Source organism: Burkholderia sp. AU44665 (assembly GCF_030504405.1).
Lineage (GTDB): Bacteria > Pseudomonadota > Gammaproteobacteria > Burkholderiales > Burkholderiaceae > Burkholderia > Burkholderia semiarida.
This window is the reverse complement of record NZ_JAUJRI010000002.1, coordinates 586,663-613,361: the sequence shown is the minus strand read 5'-3', so window position 1 is coordinate 613,361 and position 26,699 is coordinate 586,663. Positions and strand designations below refer to the sequence as shown.

The window sequence follows — 26,699 nt, the reverse complement described above, 5'->3', positions numbered from 1 at the left end:
GATGACAAAGTTTGACGATGTAATCGATGTTGCGCTTGCTCTTGTGAGGAAGGCTGTTGCGGGAACTCCGGCCATACATTTGGTTCGAGACACAAATGGTGCGTTGGTCGTCGTTTTGCCCGATGACGCGATTCCGGAGGAGCGATGGAGCGGGCTTGGACAAGACCTGCACGATGCCCTCAAACCCTATAGCCCAGGAGCCAGGCGGGTTTTACTCTCTGAATCGGATGTATTAGACCCTGCCGATGTATTTGATTCTCCAGACAAGGTTCCTGTGGAAGGGGAACCCAATACATGGCTGATCGATAGATTAATTACCAACCAAGATTGGTTGCGTCCCCCCTTAGTCGATGTGTCTTCGCTACCGGTTTTGGTCGCATTTAGTGTTAAGGGCGGTGTAGGGAGAACAACTGCTCTCGCCATGCTCTCTTGGTATCTGGCGCGTCAAGGCAAAGATGTCCTGGTCGTGGATCTCGATCTGGAGGCGCCGGGTATCGGAGAAGTATTACTTTCCGAAATGCCGTCTTACGGGCTAGTCGATTGGCTCATAGAGTCTGTAAACGCCGGAGTTGATGAAATGCCACTCGACGAATGTATCGGTATAAGTCCTATCGGGGACCATACGGCTGGCCGTGTACGCGTTCTTCCAGCATACGGGGTGGGCAGTAAAGCATACATTGCGAAGCTCGGTCGTATCTATGCGCCGTCGATTAATAACGAAGGAGCAGTCATCGGTTTGGCGGAGAGGCTCGCCAAGCTATTGCACACAGTCGATGGCTTGATAGAGCGTCCAGATGTTGTGCTGATGGATGTTCGTGCCGGTCTTCATGATATTGGATCAGCCGCAGTTACTCGATTGGGAGCGGAGGTGCTTTTCTTCGCTCGAAATGATTCGCAGAACTGGTGGGCATACCGGCAATTATTTGATCATTTGAAGCATGCTCGCACTGTCGAAAATGGTATGGGTGACGACGATGATCTCCGCTGGCGCCTCAAGATGGTTGCCGCACAAACCGAACCGCGTGAGGATGTGAAGCGCGGATGGGTTAGTTCGTCTTATGACGTATGGAACGAATTCTATGATGACGAAACAGAGGACGGACATTCGGATTTCCAGCCGCAAGTCTTCGATCGTTTCAGTGAAGAGGCACCTCACTATCCACTGTTCATAAGCCACGACTCGACCGTTCGCTCGTTTGTGCTTAACGATATCGCTTTGAGGCCAGATTGGTCTTATGTCGTTGGAGTGTTCGGTGACTTTTTCAAGGGCGTTGAAGATCGGCTTTGGTCAAGCTCCGCCGAAAAAAGGATAACCAGTGAGTTTTAAGACATACCAATTTGACGCATCGGCGATACGGAATGCACTGACTCGGATCGAGGACACATCGCAGGAAAATCTTGTTCCACCGCCCCTGAGCACGATGTATTTGCCACCTGCACATGCGAAGGCGTTGAGTTTAAGTGCGAGTGTCGTCGTTGGACTTCGCGGTACGGGTAAGAGCTACTGGACTGCGGTGCTCAATAGTAAGATCCATCGCGATCAAGCTGCCAGAGCCGGGCGTTTACCGGAGTTGCTGCGTACCGACGTCGCAGTTGGATTTGCTCTCGACCCGAGCAGCCAAGATTTTCCGTCCACTGCAACGCTCTCTAAATTGATTCAGTCGGGTGTATCGCCCGATGATGTTTGGCAAACCGTCGTGCTGGTTCATGCCCTGCGTGCCGCAAACCGCCAATCGCTGGCCGATGGTGCATGGGAGACTGCGATTCGATGGTTTGCAGAAAATCGAGATCAAGGATTGGCGTTGCTCGCCGAGTGCGATCGAGAAATTCAAGAATCTGGCCGCGTACTATTAGTACTTTTCGATGCGCTTGATCGGGTTGGGTCCGACTGGTATGAAATAAGACAGTATCTTCAGTCATTACTCAAGTTCTGCCTTCAATGCCGCTCGCGCCGCGCAATCCGCCTGAAGATATTTCTTCGGCCGGATATGGAGGAGGATGAGGAGGTTTGGAATTTTGTCGATAGTTCTAAGCTGCGCGCTAATAGGGTCGAGATATCATGGCGTGCTATGGATTTGTTCGGTCTTATTCTTCTTTATTTGGCAAATGACCGATATGTCGGTGAGGAGTTTCGCGCCGAAACGTCGCGCATTTCTGGGATTGAATGGTCGGAGGTTGATGAGATTTATCAGCTTCCTCGAACCCTCGGAGCCAATGAGCAACCGGCAAGAGCGATAATAGAAGCTATCACTGGTCCTTGGATGGGGACAAGTGCAAAGCGCGGATACGTTTATACATGGATTCCGACGCATCTTGCGGATGCGAAGGGACGCTTGAGTCCACGCAGTTTTTTACTGGCATTTCGCGAAGCCGCAGAATGGACTGAGCAGTATGAATCAGACAATGAGCGTGCGCTTAATTTCAACGGAATACATCAAGGCGTTACTAAGGCATCGGAAATACGCGTCGGCGAAATTTCAGAGGATTACCCGTGGGTTCGTCCACTGCTTGAGGCGGCACGCGGTCTTACTGTGCCATGTGAAATTTCCGATTTAACTGGCTACTGGAAAAGGGACCGCATGGCTCAGTTTCGCCGTGCGGTGGCGGAGAAATTGCCGCCGCGTAGGTATGGAACCGATCCGCTTCGGAAGGAAACGACAGACGCGCTTATTGAAGATCTTGTTGAATTAGCGATTTTGTATCGTACAGAAGATGATCGGCTCAATATACCTGACATTTTTCGTGTGGGGTTTGGTATTAGGCGAAAAGGAGGAGTGCGGCCGCCTAAGTAATTTTAGCGAGTGAAGCGTGTGCGGAATGAAAAAGCCCGATGCGAATCGCTTCGCATCGGGCTTTTTTTCGTCCGGCGACGCGGCGCTTACGCGATCCGCTTCGCGAGTTCGACGGCCTTGCCGATGTACGACGCCGGCGTCATCGCCAGCAGGCGATCCTTCGCATCCTGCGGGATCGCGAGCGTGCCGACGAATTCCTGCAGCGCTTCGCGCGTGATGCCCTTGCCGCGCGTCAACTCCTTCAGTTGCTCGTACGGGTTCTCGATGCCGTAGCGGCGCATCACCGTCTGCACCGGCTCGGCAAGCACTTCCCAGCAGTTGTCGAGATCTTCGTTCAGGCGCTGCGGGTTCACTTCGAGCTTGTCGAGGCCGCGGATCAGCGAGTCGTACGCGAGCAGCGAATAGCCGAGCGCGACGCCCATGTTGCGCAGCACCGTCGAGTCGGTCAGGTCGCGCTGCCAGCGCGACACCGGCAGCTTGTCGGCGAGGTGGCGCAGCGTCGCGTTCGCGAGGCCGAGGTTGCCTTCCGAGTTCTCGAAGTCGATCGGGTTGACCTTGTGCGGCATCGTCGACGAGCCGATTTCGCCGGCCTTCGTCTTCTGCTTGAAGTAGCCGACCGAGATGTAGCCCCACACGTCGCGGTCGAGGTCGAGCAGGATCGTGTTCGCGCGTGCGACCGCGTCGAACAGTTCGGCCATGTAGTCGTGCGGCTCGATCTGGATCGTGTACGGGTTGAACGTGAGCTTCAGGCGGTTTTCGATCACGTCGCGCGAGAACGCTTCCCAGTCGAATTCCGGATACGCGGACAGGTGCGCGTTGAAGTTGCCGACCGCGCCGTTCATCTTGCCGAGGATCTCGACCTTCTCGATGCGCGCGATCGCGCGGGCGAGGCGCGCGGCGACGTTTGCGAGTTCCTTGCCGAGCGTCGTCGGGCTGGCCGGCTGGCCGTGCGTGCGCGACAGCATCGGCTGGTCGGCATGCGCGTGCGCGAGCGCGACGAGGCGCTGGTGGACCGTGCGCAGCGCCGGCAGGATCACGTGTTCGCGCGCGCCGGCGAGCATCATCCCGTGCGACGTGTTGTTGATGTCCTCGGACGTGCACGCGAAGTGGATGAACTCGCTCGCCTTCTCGAGTTCGGCCTGGCCCTTCACCGATTCCTTCAGCCAGTATTCGACGGCCTTCACGTCGTGGTTCGTCACGCGCTCGATTTCCTTGATGCGCGCGGCGTCGTGCGCGGTGAAGCGCTCGGCGAGCTGCAGCAGGAATTGCTCGGAGGCTTCCGAGAAGCGCGGGACTTCCGCGAAGCCGGCGCGCGACAGCGCGATCAGCCAGTGCACCTCGACGGTGACGCGGTGGCGCATGAAGGCGGCTTCGGAGAGCCAGTCGCGCAGCGCCTCGGTCTTGCTGGCGTAGCGGCCGTCGATGGGCGAGAGCGCGGTGAGGGCGAAAAGCGTATCGGGACGAGTGTCGGACATGATCGGGCAGGGCCTTTTGGGGCCGGGGCGAACGAGGGGAGGAGAATCCGGCATTTTACCATTGGCGCGCGTCGCTCCCGACCGAATCGGTCCGGTCGCGGGCGCCACGGTCGAGCGATGCTCGACGGCGCGCGAATGGCGTGCCGGCGCGCGCCTGCCCAGGCGCGCCGGGCCGCGCGCCAAGCCGCCGGCCGGGCCTGCCCGCCGGTAGAATGCAGGCTTCTTCCCGACCGCCGCCCGCCGCGCCCGCCTGCATGGAACTGAAATGGCTCGAAGACTTCGTCTCGCTCGCGGAAACGCGCAGCTTTAGCCGGTCCGCCGAGCTGCGGCACGTGTCGCAGCCGGCGTTTTCGCGGCGCATCCAGGCGCTCGAGGCGTGGCTCGCGACCGAGCTGATCGATCGTTCGGTGTATCCGACGCGGCTCACGCAGGCCGGGCAGATCTTCTACGAGCAGGCGCTGACGATGCTGTCGCAGGCGCACGAGGCAAGGACGCTGCTGCGCGGCCACGTCGGCGCGCCGGTGCCGACGATCGAGTTCGCGGTGCCGCACACGCTGTCGCTCACGTATTTCCCGCGCTGGCTCGAGCGGATCGAGGCGAAGATGGGCCAGGTCCACACGCGGCTGCGCGCGCTGAACGTGCACGACGCGGTGCTGTCGCTCGTCGAGGGCGGCTGCGACCTCGTGATGGGCTACCACCACCCGAGTCACCCGGTCGCGCTCGACCCGGCCCGCTACGACATGCTGGTCCTCGGCAGCGAGCCGATCAGCCCGTTTTCCGCGCCCGGCCGCGCGGGCCGGCCGCGCCATACGCTGCCGGGCGCGGCCGACGCGCGCGTGCCGTACCTGTCGTATACGCCGAACGCGTATCTCGGCCGGATGACCGAAGTCATCATCGCGAACGCGCCCACCCGGCTGTTTCTCGATCGCGTGTACGAAACCGACATGGCCGAAGGGCTGAAGGCGATGGCGCTCGCCGGCCACGGCGTCGCGTTCCTGCCGCACAGCGCGGCCGACGATGCGGTCGCGGGCGGCCGGCTGATCCGCCTCGACCGGTCGGCGCGCGGCGGCGCGCATCCGTTCACGCTGACGATGGAGATCCGGCTGTACTGCGACAAGCTCGCGCTGCAGGGCGACGATCCGCGGCAGAAGCTCGTGCGTGCGCTGTGGGACGTCGTGCGCGACGAACTGCGCGAGACTGCCGGCGACACCGCCGGTTGACCGACGGTTAACCGCCGACGGTTAATTGGACCGCCCGCCCGGCTGACGGCGGCCTTGCGGCGCCTGTCGGACGGCCGTCCGCGGGCCCGCCCGTGCCTGGCCGATCCGGTTTTCCCCGAACGCGATGCACGGTCGATCGCCGGCGTTCTTGCGCAAATCGACCGCGGATTTGCGGAAAATCGCGATCATGCAAGAAACGCATAATCGAATAAACAAACGGCATTGGATAAAAAAAACGGCTTTTTCGACAATGGGCGCAATCCGTTGAACGTTGGAGCTTCCATGTCTTCGCAACAGCAGTCCATCCCGTCCTACCTGCACGCCGACGATCTCGGCCCGTGGGGCAACTACCTTCAGCAGGTCGATCGCGTCGCGCCGTACCTCGGTTCGCTGTCGCGCTGGCTCGAAACGCTGAAGCGTCCGAAGCGCATCCTGGTCGTCGACTGCCCCATCGAGCTCGACAACGGCACCGTCGCGCACTTCGAGGGCTATCGCGTGCAGCACAACGTGTCGCGCGGCCCGGGCAAGGGCGGCGTGCGCTACCACCAGGACGTGACGCTGTCGGAAGTGATGGCGCTGTCGGCATGGATGTCGGTGAAGAACGCGGCCGTGAACGTGCCGTACGGCGGCGCGAAGGGCGGTATCCGCGTCGACCCGCGCAAGCTGTCGCGCGGTGAGCTCGAGCGCGTGACGCGCCGCTACACCAGCGAAATCGGCATCATCATCGGCCCGAACACCGACATTCCGGCGCCGGACGTCAACACCAACGAACAGGTGATGGCGTGGATGATGGACACGTACTCGATGAACCAGGGCCAGACGTCGACCGGCGTCGTGACCGGCAAGCCGATCGCGCTCGGCGGTTCGCTCGGCCGCAAGGAAGCGACGGGCCGCGGCGTGTTCGTCGTCGGCTCGGAAGCGGCGAAGAAGAAGGGCCTCGAGATCGAAGGCGCGCGCATCGCGGTGCAGGGCTTCGGCAACGTCGGCGGCATCGCGGCGAAGCTGTTCCAGGAAGCGGGCGCGAAGGTGATCGCGGTGCAGGATCACACGGGCACGATCTACCAGCCGGCAGGCCTCGATTCGAACAAGCTGCTCGACCACGTCGCCCGCACGGGCGGCGTCGCGGGCTTCGAAGGCGCGGAGCCGATGCCGAACGACGAGTTCTGGACGGTCGAGACCGACATCCTGATCCCGGCGGCGCTGGAGAACCAGATCACCGAGAAGAACGCGGCGAAGATCCGCACGAAGATCATCGTCGAAGGCGCGAACGGCCCGACGACGACGGCGGCCGACGACATCCTGAGCGCGAACGGCGTGCTCGTGATCCCCGACGTGATCGCGAATGCGGGCGGCGTGACGGTGTCGTACTTCGAGTGGGTGCAGGATTTCTCGAGCTTCTTCTGGACGGAAGACGAGATCAACCATCGTCTCGAGCGCGTGATGCGCGAAGCGTTCGCCGGCGTGTGGGCGGTCGCGGAAGAGCACAAGGTGACGGTGCGTACGGCGGCGTTCATCGTCGCGTGCAAGCGCATCCTGATGGCGCGCGAAATGCGCGGCCTCTACCCCTGATCGGGCGTCCCTGATCGGGCGTCCCTAACCGGGCGTCCCTGACCGGGCGTCCCTGACCGGGCGTCCCTGACCGGGCGTCCCTGATCAACGACCATGATCGATTCATGATGCAATCCACCCGATTGCGGAAATGAACCCTCGCGGGCGATGCCGAATCCGGCATCGCCCGCGCGCGCATTCGGGGCGCCCGAAGCCGGGAGGACGGCTTCTCGCAGGGCGATTCGTAGTGCGGTTAACAACCAGTACTTTCAAAAATATTACTTTGATACACTGGCGCGGGTTTTAGCCAAGGAGATGACCAAAATGAAATACCACAAGGCAGTCCTGATGGTCGCGGCGCTTTGCGCGTTCGCAAGCGGCGCGCATGCTCAGGAGACGGGCACGCTGAAGAAGATCAAGGACACCGGCGTGATCGCGCTGGGCCACCGCGAATCGTCGATTCCGTTCTCCTATTACGATCAGAACCAGCAGGTGGTCGGCTATTCGCGCGAATTCCAGATGAAGATCGTGGACGCGGTGAAGAAGAAGCTGAACCTGCCGAACCTGCAGGTGAAGAACATCCCCGTCACGTCGCAGAACCGCATTCCGCTCGTGCAGAACGGCACGGTCGACATCGAGTGCGGCTCGACGACCAACAACCTCGAGCGCCAGCAGCAGGCCGCATTCTCCGACACGATCTTCGTGATCGGCACGCGCCTGATGACGAAGAAGGATTCGGGCGTCAAGGATTTCGCCGACCTGAAGGGCAAGACGGTCGTGACGACGGCCGGCACGACGTCGGAGCGCCTGCTGCGCAAGATGAACAACGACAAGCAGCTCGGCATGAACATCATCAGCGCGAAGGATCACGGCGATTCGTTCAACACGCTGGAATCGGGCCGCGCGGTCGCGTTCATGATGGATGACGCGCTGCTCGCGGGCGAGCGCGCGAAGGCGAAGCAGCCGGGCGAGTGGGTGATCGTCGGCACGCCGCAATCGGAAGAGGCTTACGGCTGCATGATGCGCAAGGGCGATGCCGACTTCAAGAAGGTCGTCGACGACGCGATCTCGCAAGTCGAGAAGTCGGGCGAAGCCGCGAAGATCTACGCGAAGTGGTTCGAGAACCCGATCCCGCCGAAGGGGCTGAACCTGAACTTCCCGCTGTCCGATTCGATGAAGAAGCTGTACGCGAACCCGAACGACAAGGCGCTCGACTGACCACGCGGCCGTTGACGCAGAAATGACGCTACTGAAACGGAAGAGGCCATGCTTCTTCCGTTTCTTTTTGCTGGAGTCTTGCCCATGTCTTACCACTGGAACTGGGGCATCTTTCTGAGCCCCGTGTCGACCGGCGAGCCGACGACCTATTTCGGCTGGCTGCTGTCCGGCTTCTGGGTGACGATCGAGGTGTCGCTCGTCGCCTGGGTCATCGCGCTGATCGTCGGATCGCTGTTCGGCGTGCTGCGCACCGTGCCGAACAAATGGCTCGCCGCGATCGGCACCGTGTACGTGTCGATCTTCCGGAACATCCCGCTGATCGTGCAGTTCTTCGTCTGGTATCTCGTGATACCCGAGTTGCTGCCCGCGTCGATCGGCACGTGGATCAAGCAGTTGCCGCCCGGCACGCAGTTCTTTACCGCGTCGATCGTCTGTCTCGGCCTGTTTACGGGTGCCCGCGTATGCGAACAGGTGCGCTCGGGCATCAACGCGCTGCCGAAGGGCCAGCGCGCGGCCGGCCTCGCGATGGGCTTCACGCAATGGCAGACGTATCGCTACGTGCTGCTGCCCGTGGCGTACCGGATCATCGTGCCGCCGCTCACGTCGGAATTCCTGAACATCTTCAAGAACTCCGCCGTCGCGTCGACGATTGGCCTGCTCGATCTGTCCGCGCAGGCGCGCCAGCTCGTCGACTACACCGCGCAGACCTACGAGTCGTTCATCGCGGTCACGCTCGCGTACGTGCTGATCAATCTCGTCGTGATGGCGTTCATGCGCTGGATCGAAGGCCGTACGCGGCTGCCCGGCTATATCGGAGGCAAGTGATGCATCAGTTCGACTGGAGTAGTATTCCCGGCGCGCTGCCGACGCTGTGGTCGGGCGCGATCGTCACGTTCAAGATCACGCTGATCGCGATCGTGGTCGGGATCGTCTGGGGCACGCTGCTGGCGCTGCTGCGGCTGTCCGGCGTGAAGCCGCTCGCGTGGTTCGCGAAAGCGTACGTGACGGTGTTCCGCTCGATTCCGCTCGTGATGGTGCTGCTGTGGTTCTTCCTGATCGTGCCGCAGGTGCTGCAGGGCGTGCTCGGGCTGTCGCCGACGATCGACATCCGCCTCGCGTCGGCGATGGTCGCGTTCTCGTTGTTCGAAGCCGCGTATTATTCCGAGATCATCCGCGCCGGCATCCAGGCGGTGCCGCGCGGGCAGGTGAATGCCGCGTTCGCGCTCGGCATGAACTACGCGCAGGCGATGCGCCTCGTGATCCTGCCGCAGGCGTTCCGCGCGATGGTGCCGCTGCTGCTCACGCAGGCGATCGTCCTGTTCCAGGATACGTCGCTCGTGTACGTGATCAGTCTCGCGGACTTCTTCCGCACGGCCGCCAACATCGGCGATCGCGACGGCACGACCGTCGAGATGGTCCTGTTCGCCGGCGCATGCTATTTCGTGATTTGCTCGTTGGCGTCTGCTCTCGTCAAGGGTCTCCAGAAAAAGGTCACAAGATGATTTCCATCAAGAACGTTTCGAAGTGGTACGGCCAGTTTCAGGTCCTTACCGAATGCACGACCGAGGTCAAGAAAGGCGAAGTGGTCGTCGTGTGCGGCCCGTCGGGCTCCGGCAAGTCGACGCTGATTAAGACCGTGAACGGCCTGGAGCCGTTCCAGCAGGGCGAGATCCTCGTGAACGGCCAGTCGGTCGGCGACAAGAAGACGAACCTGTCGAAGCTGCGCTCGAAGGTCGGGATGGTGTTCCAGCATTTCGAGCTGTTCCCGCATCTGTCGATCACCGAGAACCTGACGCTCGCGCAGATCAAGGTGCTCGGCCGCGGCAAGGACGAAGCGGCGGAGAAGGGCATGAAGCTGCTCGATCGCGTCGGCCTGAAGGCGCATGCGCACAAGTTTCCGGGCCAGTTGTCGGGCGGCCAGCAGCAGCGTGTCGCGATCGCGCGCGCGCTGTCGATGGACCCGATCGCGATGCTGTTCGACGAGCCGACGTCCGCGCTCGATCCGGAAATGATCAACGAAGTGCTCGACGTGATGGTCGAACTCGCGCAGGAAGGGATGACGATGATGGTCGTCACGCACGAGATGGGCTTCGCGAAGAAGGTCGCGCATCGCGTGATCTTCATGGACAAGGGCGCGATCGTTGAGGACGACCGCAAGGACGATTTCTTCTCGAACCCGAAATCGGACCGCGCGAAGGACTTCCTCGCGAAGATCCTGCACTGAGCGTTCGCGCGTTTTCGCGCGCTCCCATGCGAAAACCGCCCGGCACGTAGCCGGGCGGTTTTTTTTCGTCCGCCGGCGGGCGTTACCAGCTGTACCGGTAGCCGACCTGCCCGACGATCCCGCGCCGGTAATCGCCGCCGATGTTGCGCGCGATCTTCGCATTCGCGTACAGCTCGCCCGACTTGCCGAAGCCGGCGGTCACGCCGACGCCGAGTTCGTACCAGGTGCGCCCGAGATGCGTCGCGAACGGCGTGCCGCCGACGACGGTCTGCCCCGGCGACAGGAAGTCGTGCAGCACGTCGGCCGTGAAGTACGGCGTCGCGGCGCCGCCGCCCGCGTCCGACTGGAGGTTCGGCCGGAAGATGCGCACGCCGACGCGGCCGCGCAGCGCATTCGACGTCGTGCCCGATACGGCCGACACGTTGTCGTTGAACCCGTTCAGCTTCAGGTACTGAACCATGAGCTGCGCCTGCGGCTCGACCGCGACCGGCAGCGTGCCGATCGCGAACGGCTTGCCGATTTCCTGCGACAGCGCGACGCCGAAGCCGTTCTGCGACGCTTCGTTGCCGTAGCTGTCGCGGTAGCGGTTGCCGTAGTGCGTGACCTGGCCGACGCTGTCGAAGTAGGTGCCGTCGGACAGGTAGCGCGTCCAGTAGCCGCCGACGCTCTGCGCGTGCATCTCGACCGAGCCCGTCGACGTCGATAGGGTGGGCGAGCCGGCGCGCGCCATGTCGCTGAAGCTCGCGTTCGACACGCCGATGCTGGCCGTCACGCCCGCATGCGTGCTGCCGGCGCCGTCCGGCGCCTGGTCGAGGGTCCAGTCCTTGCCGAACTGCGCGAAGAACGTGCGCTCGTCGGCGGAGAAACGGCCCGCGTTCGCATCCAGGCTCTGGCCGCCGATGCGCCCCCACACGCCGTCGCGATTGCCCGGCGCCTGCTTCTCGACGTTGTAGATGTCGCCGACGCGCTCGTGCAGCCTGCCGAGCGTCGAAAAGCCGTAGTCGGCGTTCAGCAGCGGCGTCATCGCGTAGCCGGAGACGCCCGGACGATACGCGAGCGCGCCGCCGCTGCCATTCCCGTTTCCGTTGGTGCCGCCGTCGCCGCCGCCCGACGGGTGGATCGGGTCGCCGGGGTCGGTCGGGTCGAGCTGCGAACGCAGGTACCAGCCGTTCGCATCGCCTTGCCCGCCGCGATAGAGCCGGTATTCGTACGCGCCGGCCTGTACCGGGCCGGCGAGATGGAACGCGGACGCGGCGGTCGTGCCGCCGTTGGCCGTGACGACCACGGGAATCCCGTCGCCGGTCGTCTGCGCGCCGGTGCCGGCCGTGTTGGCGATCTTCAGGCCGGTCGTGCCGCTCGCCGTGCCGCCGTTCACGATCAGACGGTCGGTCGGCGACGCGTCGGCGCCGAGATACGTGTTCAGCGCGATCGTGCCGCCGCTGCCGACGTAGCCGCCGGTCGTCAGCGTCTTGTAGCTGCCGGTCAGCGTCGGCGAGCCGGTCGGCGCGGCGAACGCGACGAGGCCCGCGTTGTTCAGGCTGCTCAGCACCGAGCTGCCCGTCATGCGCCACGTGCTCGTGCCGTCGACGGTCAGCGCGACCGGGTCGATCTTCCCGGTCAGCGTCGTGCCGTTCGCGAGGAACACGTTGCCGGTGCTCGACGCGTCGGAAACGATGTCGCCCGCGAGGTTCACCGCCGATGCGTCGAACGTCACGTTGCTGCCGTTCGCGAGGTTCAGCAGCGTGCCGTTGCCGGCCGTCACGACCGTGCCGTTGCGCACCGCGATGTCGGCCGTGCCGCCGCGCGCGGCGAAGGCCGGCCCGGTGACGGACGTCACGCTGCCGCCGTCGACGAGCACCGAGCTGGTCGCGCCGTTCGCGAGCGTGTCCGACGTCAGTACGCCGGCCGTCGCGCCCGTGAGCGTCGTGCCGGTCAACGCGAGCACGCCGCCGCTGTTCGCGGTTGCGCCGTTGCCGGCCGCGCTGGCGAGCGACGAACCCGTATCGGCGATGCGGCCGCCGTTTTGCGCGACGACGCCGTCGGCCGCGGCACCCGATGCGGAAATTTTCGCACCCGACAGCAGGGCCGTCGCGCCGCCGTCCATCACGATCGCATGCGCGTTCGTGCCGGTCGTCGCGACGGTCGTTCCGTTGGCCGCGAGCGTGGAATCGGCGCCTGTCACGGACAGGCCGCGCGCGTCGGCGCCGGTCGTGCGGACGACCGTGGCCGCATCGGTCGCGATGCGCGCGCCGGCGCCGGTCGACGTGAGGCCGGCCGCGCCGTTGCCGGTCGTGGCGACCTGCGTGCCGGACAGCGCGATCGTTGCATTCGCACCGAGGTTGCGGATCGCGCTGCCCGATCCGCCGACCGCGATCGACGTCGCGCCGGCCGCGATGCCGCCGCCCGTGACGGTCGAGTCGATCAGCACGCCGTCGGCGCTGCCGTTCGCGACGACGGTGCCGGCGCCCGACAGCGCGACCGATGCGCCGGCCCCCGTCAGGCGCACGCCCGCGACGCCGTCGTCGGCCTCGATCGAGCCTGCGTTGGCGAGCGTGGCCGACGCGCCTTGCACGAGCGCGCCGGTGCCGTTGGCGACGCGGATCGTCGACGCATTGTTCACCGTGCCGAGCGTGCCGGCCACGACGCCCGTCGAGCCGGCGCCGGTCAGCAATATCGTGCTGCGATTCTCGAGCGTGCCGAGGTTCCGCGCGATGAAACCGGTCACGCCGGCGGTCGACGACGTGACGGCGGCGTGGTTGGTGAGCGTCGTCGCGACCGGCGCGCCGGCATTCGCGCCGGCGAGGTCGTGCGCCTGCCCGTCCACCACGCCCGCGGTCGCGCCGGCCGCGTTCAGGTCGATCGTCGCGCCGGCGTCGATCGTGCCCTTCGCGCCGCCTTCGACCGCGATCGCGATGCCGTTCGCGCCGTTGACGTGGTAGACCGCGTTGCCGGTCGACAGCGTGGTGCCGGCGTCGGTCGCGAGTACGCCGCGCGCCCGCTGGCCGTTGACGTCGGTCGTCAGCGCGCCGGCCGCCGACGCGCCCGTGTAGGCCGCGCCGCCCGCGACGCGGAACAGCGTCGAATCGTCGGTGTCGACGCCCAGATGCTGCGCGGCGACGTTGATTTTCGAGCCTGCACCGTATGCATAAAAGCCGATCTGGTTCGTGCCGGACATGAAGGCCGGCACGGCGTTCGCACCGACGTCGATCGTCGCGCCCGAACGCGCATGCACGCCGATCGCGCCGGTGCCCGTCAGGTCGAGCGCGCCGTCGAGCGTGGCCGTGGCGCGCGGCCCTTCGGCCCAGACGCCGTAGTTGCGCGTGCCCGACGCGGGATCGAGGCCGCCGGCGACGTCGATCGTGCCGGTCGACGTCGCGGCCGTCGCGTTCGCGCCGGTCCCGACGACCATGATGCCGATGCCGTTCACGCCATTCAGCGTGATCGTACCCGTGTTGGTCACGGTCGCGGCGGTGTCGACGGCGAGCATGCCGACGTTGGCGAGCGGCGTGCCGGGCGCGGCGCCGTTGACGACGATCGCGCCCGCGTTGGTCAGCGTGCCGGAGCTCGAGCCGATGCTCGCCAGCGCGGCGCCGTTTTGCGTCTGCGTGCCGATCACGATCGTGCCGAGATTGCTCGCGGTGCCCGACGCGCCGAGCAGGATGCCGTACGCGTGCGCGGCGAGCGCGACGTCGTTTGCCGTCTGGCCGGGCGCGTACTGCGCGGCGCGGCCCAGATAGATCGTGCCGCCGGCTTCGTTCGTGAAGCGGCCGCCGGCGACGAGGCCGCCGATCACCTGGCTGTCGAGCGTCGTCGCGTTGACGCCGGCATTGATCGTGCCGGCGTTCGACGCCGTTGCGCCGTCCGTCACGGCGACCGCGTAGTTCTGCAGGTCGGGCCGGTTGCCGTCCAGCGTCCACGCGCCGACGTTCATCACGCCGTTGTTGACGAACGACGTGCCTGCGCCGTTCGCGAACACGCCGGCGCCTTCGGTGTACGCGTTGTAGTTGAAGTTGTTCGGCGGCGCGCTGCCGCTCGTGTCGAAGTCGTTGCCGGACGCGTACCCGGACGAGATCACGCCGTTGTTGACGCCGCTTGCGCCGCTCAGCAGGCGCACCAGCGTGAAGTCGCCCGACAGGCGGCCGTCGTTGATGAAGTGCGCGCCGTTTTCCGCGAGGACGGCCGAGCTCGACACGATCGTGTTGGTGCCGCGAAAGTCGATCTGGCCGTCCTTGCCGATCTGCAGCGTCGCGTTCGCGCCCGTGCCGTGCATCACCGACAGGAAATCGATCGGCAACGTGTTCTTGTCGCCCGCGGACACGTCGTTCCGATACTGGAAGGCTTGCTGCGAGAACGTGACGGCCTGGCCGAACGCGCTGTCGTAGGCGGCCTGCGAGCCGAGCGCGCCGCTTTGCACCGAGCGCACGAGAAAATCGTTGTACGCGGCGAGCGACGCGGCGTCGGTCACCTGCCACGTGCTGCCGTCGAATGCGGTGAAGGTGCCCGCGTAGGCCGGCACGTCGAGCTGGCGGGTGCCGACCGCGCCGCCGTCCGCCAGGTAGTCGCCGGTGGTGAACCGGATCTGGTTGCGCGAATTCCAGTTCACGGTGCTTGCCGCGGCACCCGTGCCGTCCGCGACGGTAAGGTCGGTCGCCTTCGCGGCCATCGAGATCGCGTTGCCCGGCGCATCGGGGGCATTCGCCGCATTGCCGATCGACACGTTGAGCGTACCGCCGGTGGCGGCGACGGTGCCGATGCGCGTGTTCACATACTGATCGCCGTTCACGTCGTGGTAGACGGGCACCTCGGTCGCGCCGGCCGTCGACGGGGAGAACGCGGACGAATCGTAGGTCGCGACCGACGTGTGGGTGCGGGTGATCGAGTCGGGCGTGCTGACGCTGTGCGTCTTGCCGCCGAGCGACAGCAGCGCCTGGTTCGGGTTGCCCGACACGATGGTCGTGCTGCCGATCGGCGTGAGCGCGTAGCCCGGGTCGCCGGCGGCGGCGCTCCATGCGCCCGACACGCCGACGGTATCGCCGCCGGACACGGTGGCGGAGCCGGCCAGGTTGTCGTTGACGGTCGGGCTGAAACTGTCGAGCGCGCAGGTGCCGCCGTTCGCGATGGCCGTACCGCCGCCGCACGTCGATGCATGCGCGGCGCCGACCGACAGCGCGGCCAGCAACGCGCCGAGTGCCGCCGCGCGACGGCCCGTGCCCGATTCGCCGCCCGAGCGCTTGCCGCGCGCGCGAGTCGTTTCCGCCACCGCGACCCAGCAGCCGGCGGCTTCGCTCCATATCGATCGAAATGAGTGATTCACGACATACCCCTCTTTCTTCTTTTTGACGTGGTATTCGCCGCGATTCGGCGAATTCGCATTCCGCGGTGGAGAAATGATTCGAAGGGGGCGTGCGGCGGCTATGGCTGCGTGTCGCGCCAATCGTGTTTCGTTGACACCGAGGATGGGCGGAGTCTACTGATTCGAGTGGCCGTCGATTATCGATAAGCCGGAAACTGTAATGATGCGAACCGTAATGCGTGGTATTTTTGATTTGTGTGGTTAATCGAACCGAAAGCCATGGTGGGGGCGGCGGTTGGGGCGGTGCGTGAAAATCCGGAGCGGTGGCCGGAGTAGGTGGGATAGCGCACGGTTCCCGCCGGGGCGACACGCTAAAATGCCGGTACGGGATCCTGTTTTTAATTGATGGTTATTTATTTGATTCCTTCTGCTATTTTATTTTCGCTCGTCAATTAATAAAATCAAGCGAATGTCGTGCGGCATCGGGCGTTTGCGCCGGTCGGCGGCCGAAGTGAAACCGTATTGGCTGGAGCGGGCGATTTGCGCCGATGGCGGGCGTGGCCGGTTGCGCGGCATGAAGTTCGCGCAGCAGGCAGGAAATGAGCAGAAAGCAGGCGCGGCCGGTACCGCGCCGGGTTTCAGAAATCGATCGCGTCGTCGGCGTCGCCGTCGGCCGCGGTGGCGAGCGCTTCGCGAACCGCCGTGCGCGGCGCCGATGCCGACGCGTCGAGCGACGGGTTGCGCAGCTTCTCGAGCACGCGCTCGGGCACCGGAATCCGCATCCGCGCGGCGACGTCGCCGCACTGGAACATGATCAGCTCGCCCGGCTCGAACGCGGTCCAGACCTCGTTGTCGGTGAGCGGCTGCGTCGCGATCACCGCGACGCGATCCTCGGGCGTCGTGTATTTCGCGAAATCGATCGACAGGTCTTCGTCGACGAGATGCGCGGTCGAGAACGGCCAGCGCCGCACGAGGTAGTGCAGCCGCGTCGAGCAGTGCGCGAAGAGCGCCTGGCCGTTCGACATCAGGAAGTTGAACACGCCGTGATCGGTGATGCCGCGCGTCAGTTCGCCGACCCGCTCGAACAGCTCGGGCAGCGGCGGCTGCGCGCCGGGAAAGGCCTCGCGCAACCCCTGCATCAGCACGCAGAACGCCTGTTCGCTGTCGGTCGTGCCGACCGGATGATAGACGCTGCCGTCCATGTCCGGCGCGTAGTCCTGCAGGTCGCCGTTATGCGCGAAGATCCAGTGCCGGCCCCACAGCTCGCGCATGAACGGATGGCTGTTCTCGAGCAGGATGTGCCCTTGCGTCGCCTTGCGGATGTGCGCGATCGTGTTCTTGGACTTGATCGGGTAGCGTTTCACCATTTCGGCGATCGGCGACGTGGCCGATGCCTGGTGATCGATGAAGAGGCGACAGGCCTTGTCCTCGAAGAACGCGATGCCCCAGCCGTCGGCATGGTGATCGGTGAGCCCGCCCCGGGCCGCGAAACCTGTGAAGGAGAATGTGACGTCCGTCGGCGCGGCGCAGTTCATTCCAAGGAGTTGGCACATTTTACGTGGGGCGGCAGGCTGAAGCGGGGGTAACGAACCGGGCGAACCCCGGTACAATGCGGCTTCTAGCATATCACCGAGCCCTGAGCGGTAAAAAGCGGATTCCGCTGGCCAAAGGCCCCGTGTTGCGGTTTGCCGTCAGTCGGCCCGCGCACGCGCGTTCCGGCCCCGCCGATGGCAAGCCCGTTCCTCACGACGCCTCCTATGACTGCCTCGAACGCTTCTTCCCCGGCGACGCTTTCGCTCGCCCGTCCCGACGACTGGCACCTGCACCTGCGAGACGGCGACATGCTCGCCGCCGTGCTGCCGCACACCGCCCGCCAGTTCGGCCGCGCCATCGTCATGCCGAACCTGAAGCCGCCCGTCACGACCACCGCGCAGGCGCAGGCCTATCGCGAGCGCATCCTCGCCGCGCTGCCGGCCGGGATGACGTTCGAACCGCTGATGACGCTGTACCTGACCGACAACACGCCGCCCGACGAAATCCGCCGCGCGCGCGAAAGCGGCTTCGTGCACGGCGTGAAGCTGTACCCGGCAGGCGCCACGACGAATTCCGACCACGGCGTCACCGATCTCGCGAAATGCGCGAAGACGCTCGAGGCGATGCAGGAAACCGGCATGCCGCTGCTCGTGCACGGCGAGGTGACCGATGCGTCGATCGACCTGTTCGACCGCGAGAAGGTGTTCATCGACCGCGTGATGACGCCGCTGCGCCGCGATTTCCCGGGCCTGAAGGTCGTGTTCGAGCACATCACGACGAAGGACGCGGCCGATTACGTGCGCGATGCCGACGCGGCGCCCGGCCTGCTCGGCGCGACGATCACCGCGCACCACCTGCTGTACAACCGCAACGCGCTGTTCGTCGGCGGGATTCGCCCGCATTACTACTGCCTGCCGGTGCTGAAGCGCGAGACGCATCGCGTGGCGCTCGTCGAGGCCGCGACGTCGGGCAACCCGCGCTTCTTCCTCGGCACCGACAGCGCGCCGCACGCGCGCGGCGCGAAGGAAACCGCGTGCGGCTGCGCGGGCTGCTATACGGCGCTGCACGCGCTCGAACTGTACGCGGAAGCATTCGACACGGCCGGCGCGCTCGACAAGCTGGAAGGCTTCGCGAGCTTCTTCGGCGCCGATTTCTACGGGCTGCCGCGCAGCGCGGAGACGGTCACGCTGCGCCGCGAGGCATGGGAGCTGCCGCGCGAGATCTTCGCGGGCGACACGCCGGTCGTGCCGCTGCGCGGCGGCGAGACGATCGGCTGGAAGCTCGTGTGAGCGGCGCGCCGCCGCGCGGATCCGGCCCCGCGGCCGGGCGCCCGGCGGCGGATTTCGCGCGGATCGACTGGTCCGCGCCGTGGCTCGCGCCATACGCGGAGCCCGGCCGCGTGTGGCAGGCGGCCGCCCGTGCGGGCGAGGCCGCGCTGCTCGATGCGTTGAACGGCGCGTTGGCCGGCGTGTCGCGAGGCGGCGATCGCGTCACCGGTCGCGGCAGGCCGCTACGCTTCGTGCCGCAGGCCGGGCTGCCGCCCGGCGTCGCGTACGAGACCCATATCGCGGGCACCGGCGGCGTGCCGACCCGCCACAATCTTCACGACTTCTTCAATGCGCTCGTCTGGTTCGCGTACCCGCGCACCAAGGCCGCGCTGAACGCCCGCCAGGCCGCCGCGATCGACGCGGCGGGCGGCGTCGGCCCCGTGCGCGGCACGTTGCGCGATGCACTCACGCTGTTCGACGAGAATGGCGCGCTGTTCGTCACCGCCGAGCGCGCGCTCGCCGATGCGCTGCGCGGCTTCGACTGGGCGCGGCTGCTGGTGGCCGCGCGCGATGCGTGGGGCACGCGCTGCGAGGCGCGACTCGTCGGCCACGCGCTGCTCGAACAGCTCGTCGCGCCTTACAAGTCCTGCACCGCGCACGCATGGATCGTCGAAGTGAGCGCCGACTATTTTTCATGGCCCGACGCGCAACGGATCGCGCACGTCGACGCGCGAATCGCCGCCGAACTCGCGACGCGCGCGCTGACGCCCCGCGATTTCGCGCCGCTGCCGGTGCTCGGCGTGCCGGGCTGGTGCGCGGCGAACGCCGACCCCGCGTTCTACGACGATCCGGCCGTGTTTCGCCGCGGCCGCCGCTCGCGCGCTGCCGACGGCGGCGCGCAGTGCTAGAATGCGCGTCGCAAAGCAGGCCAGGCAGTCGCGGCCTCGGCGTCTTCGGGCGCGCGGGGGCGAGGAAAGTCCGGACTCCACAGGGCAGGGTGATGGCTAACGGCCATCCGTGGCGACACGCGGAACAGGGCAACAGAAAGCAAACCGCCGATGGCCCGGCGCAAGCCGGGATCAGGTAAGGGTGAAACGGTGCGGTAAGAGCGCACCGCGGCGACGGCGACGTTCGCCGGCACGGTAACCTCCACCCGGAGCAATTCCAAGTAGGCAGGCGCGCATCTTCGGATGCAGGACGGGGCCCCCGTCTCGTCTGCGGGTAGGAAGCTTGAGCGCGTCAGCAATGGCGCGCCTAGAGGAATGACTGCCACGCGTTGCGCGCTCCGGTGCGCAGCGTGCACAGAATCCGGCTTATCGGCCTGCTTTGCCGTTCGAATGCGAAAGGGCCGGCGCTCCCACGGGGCGCCGGCCCTTTTTTCATGCGCGCGCCCTGTGCTCAGGCGGCGACGATGTCGAACGAATGCGTGAGTTCGGCCGTCTTCGCGATCATGATCGACGCCGAGCAGTACTTGTCGTGCGACAGGTTGATCGCGCGCTCGACCGTGGCCGGGTTCAGGTTGCGGCCGGTGACCGTGAAGTGGAAATGCACCTTCGTGAACACCTTCGGATCCTCGCTCGCGCGCTCGGCCTTCAGCGTGACCGAGCAGCCGGTCACTTCCTGGCGGCTCTTCTTCAGGATCAGCACGACGTCATAGGCCGTGCAGCCGCCGGTGCCGAGCAGCACCATTTCCATCGGCCGCGGCGCGAGGTTGTGGCCGCCGCCTTCGGGCGCGCCGTCCATCGTGACGAGATGGCCGCTGCCGGTCTCGGCGGAAAACGCCATGCCGTCCTGACCCATCCAGCTTACTTTGCATTCCATGCTTGCACTCCAGCGTTGCCTGATTCGGATTCGATCCGGCATTGTAGCCCGTGGCGCAACGGTCGGCTGATGCGCTGCACGACGTGCAACGCCCGTGCCTCGCGAGCGGGGCGACGGGTGGCGATTTCCCTGTCGGATTTAGGGGTTTTGCTCTAGGTGCGGTCAGTTTTAGGTCATGTCTGACGTATTTATGCCGTTGATTTGCAACAGGAATTTGTTTTTGTGAACGCGTCGGCCGGTATCTCGTATCGTGAGATTTGATTTCGCAATGCAAATTTTCTTGCGAAGTCGGCGGGGCATTCGTATAATGAGATCCATTGGTTGTCGCGCTGCGGCAACCTCCGAATGTCTCCTCCACCCTCCTCCTAAGGTGGATTAAGCCCGAACCAGCCGTTCGGGCTTTTTTTCGTCCCATGCAAACGTCGGCGCACGGTTTGTGTGCGCCGCGATCGTCACGCCGGCTGTCGCGCGGCCGGCTGCGACGTCGCGTCGGGCGGCGTGCCGCGCGAGTCGGCATCGGTCGCCGGCGCATGGGCGGCCGGCGCGTGGCCGTGGCCGCGTGCGCAGAAGTGGCGCACGCGTTCGCGCACCGCGCGCAGGCGCGCGATGCGGTCTTCGGCATGGGCGGTTCGGGCTTCGGCGATGCGCGCATCGAGCGCGTCGAGCTTGGCTTCGCAGCCGGAGCCGGCGGCGACGGCGGGCGCCGCCGCGGCCACCAGGGCGGCCGCGAGGAAGGGCGTGAGTCGTTGTTTCATCATGCTGGTTTGTTGTTTTTCGGGTTCGGCCGGTCTGGCGCGGCAAGGTCATGTGCCGCGCGTCGATGGGTGCCGCCGCAGGCGCTCGGTTCGCCTGACTTGGCGGGGCACGACCGGATTTTGGCCCATTTCGGCCGCCGCGAACACGGGGCGCGGATTCTCTTTGACCACGCAGCCGTATTTCCTTTATAATTCAGGGCTTTTCCGCATTCATGCCCACGGAAAAAGAACAGGGAGAGCCTGCACCGCGCCTCGAAGCGCACACAGACAAGCAGGAAGAACACATCGGGCAAAGCATTTTTTTTGGATCGATCATGAAGACGTTTTCCGCAAAAGCCCATGAGGTGACGCGCGAATGGTACGTGATTGACGCGACGGATAAGGTTCTCGGCCGTGTTGCCAGCGAAGTGGCACGCCGTCTGCGCGGCAAGCACAAGCCTGAGTTCACCCCGCACGTCGACACTGGTGATTTCATCATCATCATCAACGCGAGCAAGTTGAAGGTCACGGGCAACAAGACGCTGGACAAGAAGTACTACCGTCACTCGGGCTACCCGGGCGGTATCTATGAAACGACGTTCGGCAAGATGCAGGAACGCTTCCCGGGCCGCGCGCTCGAGAAGGCGGTCAAGGGCATGCTGCCGAAGGGCCCGCTCGGCTACGCGATGATCAAGAAGCTGAAGGTCTACGCAGAAGCGACGCATCCGCATTCGGCTCAACAGCCGAAGGCGCTCGAGATCTAAGGGGAGCCCACATGATCGGTAACTGGAACTACGGCACGGGCCGCCGCAAGAGCGCAGTCGCACGTGTCTTCATCAAGGCTGGCAAGGGCGACATCATCGTCAACGGCAAGCCCATCGCTGACTACTTCTCGCGCGAAACGTCGCTGATGATCGTGCGCCAGCCGCTGGAACTCACGAACCACGGCCAGACGTTCGACATCAAGGTCAACGTCAACGGCGGCGGCGAAACGGGTCAGGCAGGCGCAGTGCGCCACGGCATCACCCGTGCACTGATCGACTACGATGCGACGCTGAAGCCGTCGCTGTCGAACGCAGGCTTCGTCACGCGCGATGCACGTGAAGTCGAGCGTAAGAAGGTCGGTCTGCGCAAGGCACGCCGCGCGAAGCAGTTCTCGAAGCGTTAATTCCGCTTCATGGCCTCGCCGCTTCCGGGCGGCGTCCGCCGGAAAACCGCCAGCTTTCACGCTGGCGGTTTTTTTATGCCCGCTGGTTTACCCACGCCCGGGCCGCCGTGGCGGCCGCCCGTGCAGGCACGCTTGACGAAATCGACAAGAACCTATTGATTTCATGGACATCAGCACGATCTTCTGATCGGCCCTACAATAGCGGCTAAAGCTTTTTGGAGAGTTCGAATGAACGCTGTTACCGAATCCGCAGCAACGACGACCGATATGCCGCTGCCGTTCGTCTTCACCGACGCCGCGGCCGACAAGGTCAAGCAATTGATCGACGAAGAGGGCAATCCCGACCTGAAGCTGCGCGTGTTCGTGCAGGGTGGCGGCTGCTCGGGCTTCCAGTATGGCTTCACGTTCGACGAGGAAGTCAACGAGGACGACACCGTGATGGACAAGAACGGCGTCCAGCTCCTGATCGACTCGATGAGCTACCAGTACCTGGTCGGCGCCGAGATCGACTACAAGGACGACCTCAACGGCGCCCAGTTCGTGATCAAGAACCCGAACGCGACCACCACCTGCGGGTGCGGTTCGTCGTTCTCGGTCTGAGCGCACGACAGATCCGCGCCGGTTCGCCGGAATGAAAAACGGGGCTTCATGCCCCGTTTTTTAATGCGTGCTCGTCCTGCAGCGCCCGCGACAGGCCGGGTACCGCATCAGCGCGGATAGAGCGCGCCGAGCACGCGGTTGGCGGCCGCGCCGGTGACCGTCGCGAGATTGCCGGGCTGGCGCGCGGTGAAGCGGTACGCAAGCCACGCGAACGCGAGCGCTTCGACCTGCTGCGGCGGCACGCCGAGCGCGGCCGTCGTATCGACGCTCGCCGGCACGCCGGCCTCGCCTAGCGCGTGCCGAAGCGCGTCGAGCAGCACCGGATTGCGCGCGCCGCCGCCGCAGACGAAAACGGCCTTGCAGCCCGGTGCGTGCTGCGCGATTTCGCGCGCCACCGACACGGCGGTGAGCGCGGTGAGCGTGGCCTGTACGTCCTCCGGCGCCACCTGCGGGAACGCGGCGAGCTTCGCGTCGAGCCACGCGGGATTGAACAGGTCGCGCCCGGTGCTCTTCGGCGGCGGCGCGGTGAAATACGGTTCGTCGAGCAGCGCATCGAGCAGCGCCGCGTGGATGGCGCCGCGTGCGGCGAACTTTCCGCCGTCGTCGTACGGCTTGCCCAGATGGCGGGTCGCCCATGCGTCGATCAGCGCATTCGCGGGGCCGCAGTCGAAGCCGCGCACGTCGCCGCCCGCGCCGGGCAGGATCGTGATGTTGCTGATCCCGCCGAGATTGCACACGACCCGCGTTTCGCCCGGCGCGCCGAACACCGTCGCGTGGAAGGCCGGCGCGAGCGGCGCGCCGTGGCCGCCGGCCGCCACATCGCGGCTGCGGAAATCGGCGATCACGTCGACCTGGGTCAGCTCGGCCAGCAGCGCCGGATTGTTGAGCTGGCGCGTGTAGCCGCGCTCGGGGCGGTGGCGCACCGTCTGGCCGTGCACGCCGATCGCGCGGATCTCGTCGCGCGACAGCCCGGCCGTGCGCTGCAATTCATGGCAGCACACCGCATAGCGCGCGACGAGCGCATTCGCCGCGAGCGATTCGCGGTCGATCTCGTTGTCGCCGGGCTGCTGCAGCGCGAACAGCGCGTCGCGCAGCGATTGCGCGAAGCCGACGAACGCTTCGGCGAGCACGACCGGCGCGCGGCCGGCCTCGAAACGCACGGCGACACCGTCGACGCCGTCCATGCTGGTTCCCGACATCAGCCCGAAGTAGATGCCGTCTGCCGGATCGGCATGCTGCGGCTGTCGTTGCGGCACGTTGGATTCTCCTGGATCGTGCGGCGCGGGCCGGTGCCGCGCGCCTTGCGCCCGATTATCCGCGCAACGCGACGCGTCGTTAAGCGATGCGCGCGCAAGTTATGGGAAAATCCCTGTTTTTGCGACATTCTTCCTGGCACCGATGAGCACCGAACCCAGTTCCAAGCCCGTTTTCCCGATCACCGACGAAGTCCGGCATGCGCTCGCCGTCACGAAGCGCGGCGTCGACGAGCTGCTGATCGAGGAAGAGTTCGCGCAGAAGCTCGCGCGCAGCGCCGCCACCGGCACGCCGCTGCGCATCAAGCTTGGCCTCGACCCGACCGCACCGGACATCCACATCGGCCATACGGTCGTGCTGAACAAGATGCGGCAGTTGCAGGACCTCGGTCACACGGTGATCTTCCTGATCGGCGATTTCACGTCGCTGATCGGCGATCCGTCGGGCCGCAACGCAACGCGCCCGCCGCTCACGCGCGAGCAGATCGAATCGAACGCGAAGACCTACTTCGAGCAGGCCGCGCTCGTGCTCGATCGCGACAAGACCGAGATCCGCTACAACAGCGAATGGTCGATGCCGCTCGGCGCGGACGGGATGATCAAGCTCGCGTCGCGCTACACGGTCGCGCGGATCCTCGAACGCGAGGATTTCACGAAGCGCTTCCAGGGCGGCGTGCCGATCTCGATCCACGAATTCCTGTACCCGCTGATGCAGGGCTACGATTCGGTCGCGCTGAACGCCGATCTCGAGCTCGGCGGCACCGACCAGAAGTTCAACCTGCTGGTCGGTCGCGAACTGCAGAAGCAGTACGGCCAGGAACAGCAGTGCATTTTGACGATGCCGCTGCTCGAAGGCCTCGACGGCGTCGAGAAGATGTCGAAGTCGAAGGGCAACTACGTCGGCATCAGCGAGAAGCCGACCGACATGTTCGGCAAGCTGATGAGCATCTCGGACACGCTGATGTGGCGTTACTTCGAGCTGCTGTCGTTCCGCAGCCTCGACGAGATCGCTGGCTTCAAGCGCGAGGCCGAAGGCGGCCGTAACCCGCGCGATTTCAAGGTGCTGCTCGCGCAGGAAATCGTCGCGCGGTTCCACTCGCAAGCCGATGCCGAGCGTGCGCTGGAAGACTTCAACCATCGCGCGAAGGGCGGCGTGCCGGACGACATTCCGTCGGTCACGCTGGCCGGCGCGCCGCTGGCGATCGGCCAGTTGCTGAAGCAGGCCGGCCTCGTGCCGTCGACGAGCGAAGCGCTGCGCAACATCGAGCAGGGCGGCGTGAAGATCGACGGCGCGACCGTGTCGGACAAGGGCCTGAAGGTCGAGGCCGGCGAGTTCGTCGTGCAGGTTGGCAAGCGCCGCTTCGCACGCGTCACGCTGACCGCATGATCGCGCTGATCCAGCGCGTGACGCGCGCCGACGTCCGCGTCGGCGGCCGCACGACGGGCGAGATCGGCGCGGGCCTGCTCGCGCTGGTCTGCGCGGAGCGCGGCGATTCCGAGGCCGCGGCCGACAAGTTGCTCGCGAAGCTGCTCGGCTACCGCGTGTTCAGCGACGCAGCCGGCAAGATGAACCTGCCGGTGTCGAACATCGACGGCGAAGGCCGCGCGGGCGGGCTGCTGCTCGTGTCGCAGTTCACGCTGGCGGCCGATACCAACAGCGGGCTGCGTCCGAGCTTCACGCCGGCCGCGCCGCCCGACGAAGGCGCGCGGCTGTTCGACTATTTCGTCGCGGCCGCGCGGGCGCGCCATCCCGTCGTCGAGACGGGCGAGTTCGGCGCCGACATGCAGGTGTCGCTCGTCAACGACGGCCCCGTGACGTTCTGGCTGCAAGTGCGGCCCTGATTCTTTCCCGGAGGCGCGCCGCGATGGCTACCACGCAGATTCTCTTCATCCGCCATGGCGAGACGGCCTGGAACCGCATCAAACGCATCCAGGGACATATCGACATCCCGCTGGCCGACACGGGGCTCGCGCAGGCGCAGCGGCTGGCGGCGCGGCTCGGACGGGAGGCGCGCGACGGCGCGCGGATCGATGCGGTGTATTCGAGCGACCTGATGCGCGCGCAACAGACCGCCCAACCATTCGCCGATGCGCTCGGGCTGCCGCTGCTGCTGCGCGAAGGGTTGCGCGAACGATCGTACGGCGCGTTCCAGGGGCACGACAGTACCGAGATCGAGGCGCTGTTTCCGGACGCGTATGCGGTGTGGCAAACGCGCGATCCGGGTTTCGCGCCGGAGGGCGGCGAGTCGCAGCGTGCGTTCTATCACCGCGTGCTGCATGCGCTCGAACCGATCGTCGCCGCGCATCCGGGCGGCCGGATCGCATGCGTCGCGCACGGTGGCGTGCTCGATTGCGTGTATCGCTTCGCGAACGGGATCGAGCTGTCGGCGCCGCGCAACTATCAACTGCTCAACACCAGCATCAACGTCGTCGATTACGTCGATGGTCGCGCGCAGGTCGTGCGGTGGGCCGACGTGTCGCATCTCGAAGCCGCGAGCGACGATGACGACGGGTACCGCAAGGTGCTCTGAGCACGCCAATCGCGTCCGGCC

Annotated in this window: 22 protein-coding genes and 1 other RNA gene; 17 read left to right on the top strand and 6 right to left on the bottom strand. The window is 65.3% G+C overall.

Annotation, left to right across the window (positions count from 1 at the left end):
• The first annotated feature begins 1 nt into the window (after position 1).
• Both QZM15_RS07965 and QZM15_RS07960 read left to right on the top strand, forming a co-directional pair.
• Positions 2 to 1,327 (top strand): AAA family ATPase, encoded by a 1,326-nt coding sequence (locus QZM15_RS07965; RefSeq protein ID WP_302106148.1) that lies wholly within the window; start codon positions 2 to 4, stop codon positions 1,325 to 1,327.
• The gene (locus QZM15_RS07960) at positions 1,317 to 2,792 is read left to right on the top strand and encodes a hypothetical protein (protein ID WP_302106147.1); all 1,476 of its coding nucleotides are present in this window, start codon (positions 1,317 to 1,319) and stop codon (positions 2,790 to 2,792) included. Before QZM15_RS07965 ends, QZM15_RS07960 begins: the two co-directional genes overlap by 11 nt.
• An 86-nt stretch (positions 2,793 to 2,878) precedes the next feature.
• On the opposite strand, the gene purB is transcribed toward QZM15_RS07960, so the two are convergent.
• Positions 2,879 to 4,267 carry an adenylosuccinate lyase gene (gene purB, locus QZM15_RS07955; RefSeq protein ID WP_059581065.1) on the bottom strand — a complete coding sequence of 463 codons (1,389 nt, stop codon included), beginning with the start codon at positions 4,265 to 4,267 and terminating at the stop codon, positions 2,879 to 2,881.
• A gap of 254 nt (positions 4,268 to 4,521) precedes the next feature.
• Between purB and QZM15_RS07950 the strand changes: the two genes are divergently transcribed.
• The 6 genes from QZM15_RS07950 to QZM15_RS07925 all read left to right on the top strand — a co-directional run bounded on the left by QZM15_RS07950 (position 4,522) and on the right by QZM15_RS07925 (position 10,477).
• A complete protein-coding gene (locus QZM15_RS07950) occupies positions 4,522 to 5,487 on the top strand; it encodes a LysR substrate-binding domain-containing protein (RefSeq protein ID WP_059581067.1) in 966 nt (321 codons plus the stop codon).
• 282 nt (positions 5,488 to 5,769) lie between these two features.
• Positions 5,770 to 7,056, top strand: coding sequence for a Glu/Leu/Phe/Val dehydrogenase (locus QZM15_RS07945; protein ID WP_059581070.1), 1,287 nt, complete (start codon positions 5,770 to 5,772; stop codon positions 7,054 to 7,056).
• Between the two features lie 303 nt (positions 7,057 to 7,359).
• Complete coding sequence (locus tag QZM15_RS07940) at positions 7,360 to 8,253, top strand: glutamate/aspartate ABC transporter substrate-binding protein (protein ID WP_059581206.1); 894 nt, start codon at positions 7,360 to 7,362, stop codon at positions 8,251 to 8,253.
• An 84-nt stretch (positions 8,254 to 8,337) separates the two neighbouring features.
• On the top strand, positions 8,338 to 9,078 hold the full coding sequence (locus QZM15_RS07935; RefSeq protein WP_059581071.1) for an amino acid ABC transporter permease: 741 nt from the start codon (positions 8,338 to 8,340) through the stop codon (positions 9,076 to 9,078).
• Positions 9,078 to 9,755 carry a glutamate/aspartate ABC transporter permease GltK gene (gltK, locus tag QZM15_RS07930; protein ID WP_059581074.1) on the top strand — a complete coding sequence of 226 codons (678 nt, stop codon included), beginning with the start codon at positions 9,078 to 9,080 and terminating at the stop codon, positions 9,753 to 9,755. Before QZM15_RS07935 ends, gltK begins: the two co-directional genes overlap by 1 nt.
• Positions 9,752 to 10,477 (top strand): amino acid ABC transporter ATP-binding protein, encoded by a 726-nt coding sequence (locus tag QZM15_RS07925; protein WP_089464537.1) that lies wholly within the window; start codon positions 9,752 to 9,754, stop codon positions 10,475 to 10,477. Before gltK ends, QZM15_RS07925 begins: the two co-directional genes overlap by 4 nt.
• Before the next feature lie 82 nt (positions 10,478 to 10,559).
• Here QZM15_RS07925 and QZM15_RS07920 read toward each other — a convergent pair whose 3' ends face one another.
• Positions 10,560 to 15,791: an autotransporter outer membrane beta-barrel domain-containing protein gene (locus QZM15_RS07920; RefSeq protein WP_302106146.1), complete on the bottom strand. Its 5,232-nt coding sequence runs from the start codon at positions 15,789 to 15,791 to the stop codon at positions 10,560 to 10,562.
• Positions 15,792 to 16,408: 617 nt separating this feature from the next.
• Positions 16,409 to 17,323 (bottom strand): class II glutamine amidotransferase, encoded by a 915-nt coding sequence (locus QZM15_RS07915; RefSeq protein ID WP_179231711.1) that lies wholly within the window; start codon positions 17,321 to 17,323, stop codon positions 16,409 to 16,411.
• Positions 17,324 to 17,527: 204 nt separating this feature from the next.
• On the opposite strand from QZM15_RS07915, the gene pyrC reads away from it, so the two are divergent.
• The 3 genes from pyrC to rnpB all read left to right on the top strand — a co-directional run bounded on the left by pyrC (position 17,528) and on the right by rnpB (position 19,903).
• Entirely contained in the window at positions 17,528 to 18,592 is a 1,065-nt protein-coding gene (gene pyrC / locus QZM15_RS07910; RefSeq protein ID WP_059638126.1) for a dihydroorotase, read from the top strand.
• On the top strand, positions 18,589 to 19,479 hold the full coding sequence (locus QZM15_RS07905) for a DUF3025 domain-containing protein (RefSeq protein WP_060965576.1): 891 nt from the start codon (positions 18,589 to 18,591) through the stop codon (positions 19,477 to 19,479). The genes pyrC and QZM15_RS07905 overlap by 4 nt, the downstream gene beginning before the upstream one ends.
• Before the next feature lie 12 nt (positions 19,480 to 19,491).
• Positions 19,492 to 19,903: RNase P RNA component class A (rnpB, locus tag QZM15_RS07900), an RNA gene on the top strand.
• A gap of 66 nt (positions 19,904 to 19,969) precedes the next feature.
• Here the strand turns inward: rnpB and QZM15_RS07895 are convergent.
• Positions 19,970 to 20,434, bottom strand: coding sequence for an OsmC family protein (locus QZM15_RS07895; protein WP_012492957.1), 465 nt, complete (start codon positions 20,432 to 20,434; stop codon positions 19,970 to 19,972).
• 410 nt (positions 20,435 to 20,844) lie between these two features.
• Positions 20,845 to 21,150, bottom strand: coding sequence for a DUF1090 family protein (locus QZM15_RS07890; RefSeq protein WP_302106145.1), 306 nt, complete (start codon positions 21,148 to 21,150; stop codon positions 20,845 to 20,847).
• 311 nt (positions 21,151 to 21,461) lie between these two features.
• Here QZM15_RS07890 and rplM point away from each other — a divergent pair, with 311 nt between their 5' ends.
• The 3 genes from rplM to erpA all read left to right on the top strand — a co-directional run bounded on the left by rplM (position 21,462) and on the right by erpA (position 22,894).
• Entirely contained in the window at positions 21,462 to 21,890 is a 429-nt protein-coding gene (gene rplM / locus QZM15_RS07885; protein ID WP_009687896.1) for a 50S ribosomal protein L13, read from the top strand.
• 11 nt (positions 21,891 to 21,901) lie between these two features.
• Positions 21,902 to 22,294 carry a 30S ribosomal protein S9 gene (rpsI, locus tag QZM15_RS07880; protein WP_011883283.1) on the top strand — a complete coding sequence of 131 codons (393 nt, stop codon included), beginning with the start codon at positions 21,902 to 21,904 and terminating at the stop codon, positions 22,292 to 22,294.
• Positions 22,295 to 22,522: 228 nt separating this feature from the next.
• Positions 22,523 to 22,894, top strand: a complete 372-nt coding sequence (erpA, locus tag QZM15_RS07875) for an iron-sulfur cluster insertion protein ErpA (protein ID WP_034187117.1) — start codon at positions 22,523 to 22,525, stop codon at positions 22,892 to 22,894.
• A gap of 107 nt (positions 22,895 to 23,001) precedes the next feature.
• Here erpA and QZM15_RS07870 read toward each other — a convergent pair whose 3' ends face one another.
• Positions 23,002 to 24,150, bottom strand: a complete 1,149-nt coding sequence (locus tag QZM15_RS07870) for an anhydro-N-acetylmuramic acid kinase (protein ID WP_059638132.1) — start codon at positions 24,148 to 24,150, stop codon at positions 23,002 to 23,004.
• Positions 24,151 to 24,292: 142 nt separating this feature from the next.
• On the opposite strand from QZM15_RS07870, the gene tyrS reads away from it, so the two are divergent.
• The 3 genes from tyrS to QZM15_RS07855 are packed head-to-tail and all read left to right on the top strand — an operon-like array spanning position 24,293 to position 26,678.
• On the top strand, positions 24,293 to 25,534 hold the full coding sequence (gene tyrS, locus QZM15_RS07865; protein WP_059581097.1) for a tyrosine--tRNA ligase: 1,242 nt from the start codon (positions 24,293 to 24,295) through the stop codon (positions 25,532 to 25,534).
• Positions 25,531 to 25,989 (top strand): D-aminoacyl-tRNA deacylase, encoded by a 459-nt coding sequence (gene dtd / locus QZM15_RS07860; RefSeq protein WP_226224541.1) that lies wholly within the window; start codon positions 25,531 to 25,533, stop codon positions 25,987 to 25,989. Before tyrS ends, dtd begins: the two co-directional genes overlap by 4 nt.
• A 23-nt stretch (positions 25,990 to 26,012) precedes the next feature.
• Positions 26,013 to 26,678, top strand: coding sequence for a histidine phosphatase family protein (locus QZM15_RS07855; protein WP_302106144.1), 666 nt, complete (start codon positions 26,013 to 26,015; stop codon positions 26,676 to 26,678).
• The last annotated feature ends 21 nt before the right edge of the window (positions 26,679 to 26,699 follow it).

Excerpts from the sequence above, each read along its gene's own strand:
- QZM15_RS07855 (WP_302106144.1), top strand. The coding sequence starts at position 26,013 with ATGGCTACCACGCAGATTCTCTTCATCCGCCATGGCGAGACGGCCTGG.
- QZM15_RS07915 (WP_179231711.1), bottom strand. The coding sequence starts at position 17,323 with ATGTGCCAACTCCTTGGAATGAACTGCGCCGCGCCGACGGACGTCACA.
- QZM15_RS07925 (WP_089464537.1), top strand. The coding sequence starts at position 9,752 with ATGATTTCCATCAAGAACGTTTCGAAGTGGTACGGCCAGTTTCAGGTC.
- purB (WP_059581065.1), bottom strand. The coding sequence starts at position 4,267 with ATGTCCGACACTCGTCCCGATACGCTTTTCGCCCTCACCGCGCTCTCG.
- tyrS (WP_059581097.1), top strand. The coding sequence starts at position 24,293 with ATGAGCACCGAACCCAGTTCCAAGCCCGTTTTCCCGATCACCGACGAA.
- QZM15_RS07950 (WP_059581067.1), top strand. The coding sequence starts at position 4,522 with ATGGAACTGAAATGGCTCGAAGACTTCGTCTCGCTCGCGGAAACGCGC.
- erpA (WP_034187117.1), top strand. The coding sequence starts at position 22,523 with ATGAACGCTGTTACCGAATCCGCAGCAACGACGACCGATATGCCGCTG.
- QZM15_RS07890 (WP_302106145.1), bottom strand. The coding sequence starts at position 21,150 with ATGATGAAACAACGACTCACGCCCTTCCTCGCGGCCGCCCTGGTGGCC.
- pyrC (WP_059638126.1), top strand. The coding sequence starts at position 17,528 with ATGACTGCCTCGAACGCTTCTTCCCCGGCGACGCTTTCGCTCGCCCGT.
- rpsI (WP_011883283.1), top strand. The coding sequence starts at position 21,902 with ATGATCGGTAACTGGAACTACGGCACGGGCCGCCGCAAGAGCGCAGTC.
- QZM15_RS07965 (WP_302106148.1), top strand. The coding sequence starts at position 2 with ATGACAAAGTTTGACGATGTAATCGATGTTGCGCTTGCTCTTGTGAGG.
- QZM15_RS07945 (WP_059581070.1), top strand. The coding sequence starts at position 5,770 with ATGTCTTCGCAACAGCAGTCCATCCCGTCCTACCTGCACGCCGACGAT.
- QZM15_RS07895 (WP_012492957.1), bottom strand. The coding sequence starts at position 20,434 with ATGCCGGATCGAATCCGAATCAGGCAACGCTGGAGTGCAAGCATGGAA.
- rplM (WP_009687896.1), top strand. The coding sequence starts at position 21,462 with ATGAAGACGTTTTCCGCAAAAGCCCATGAGGTGACGCGCGAATGGTAC.
- QZM15_RS07940 (WP_059581206.1), top strand. The coding sequence starts at position 7,360 with ATGAAATACCACAAGGCAGTCCTGATGGTCGCGGCGCTTTGCGCGTTC.
- QZM15_RS07935 (WP_059581071.1), top strand. The coding sequence starts at position 8,338 with ATGTCTTACCACTGGAACTGGGGCATCTTTCTGAGCCCCGTGTCGACC.
- dtd (WP_226224541.1), top strand. The coding sequence starts at position 25,531 with ATGATCGCGCTGATCCAGCGCGTGACGCGCGCCGACGTCCGCGTCGGC.
- gltK (WP_059581074.1), top strand. The coding sequence starts at position 9,078 with ATGCATCAGTTCGACTGGAGTAGTATTCCCGGCGCGCTGCCGACGCTG.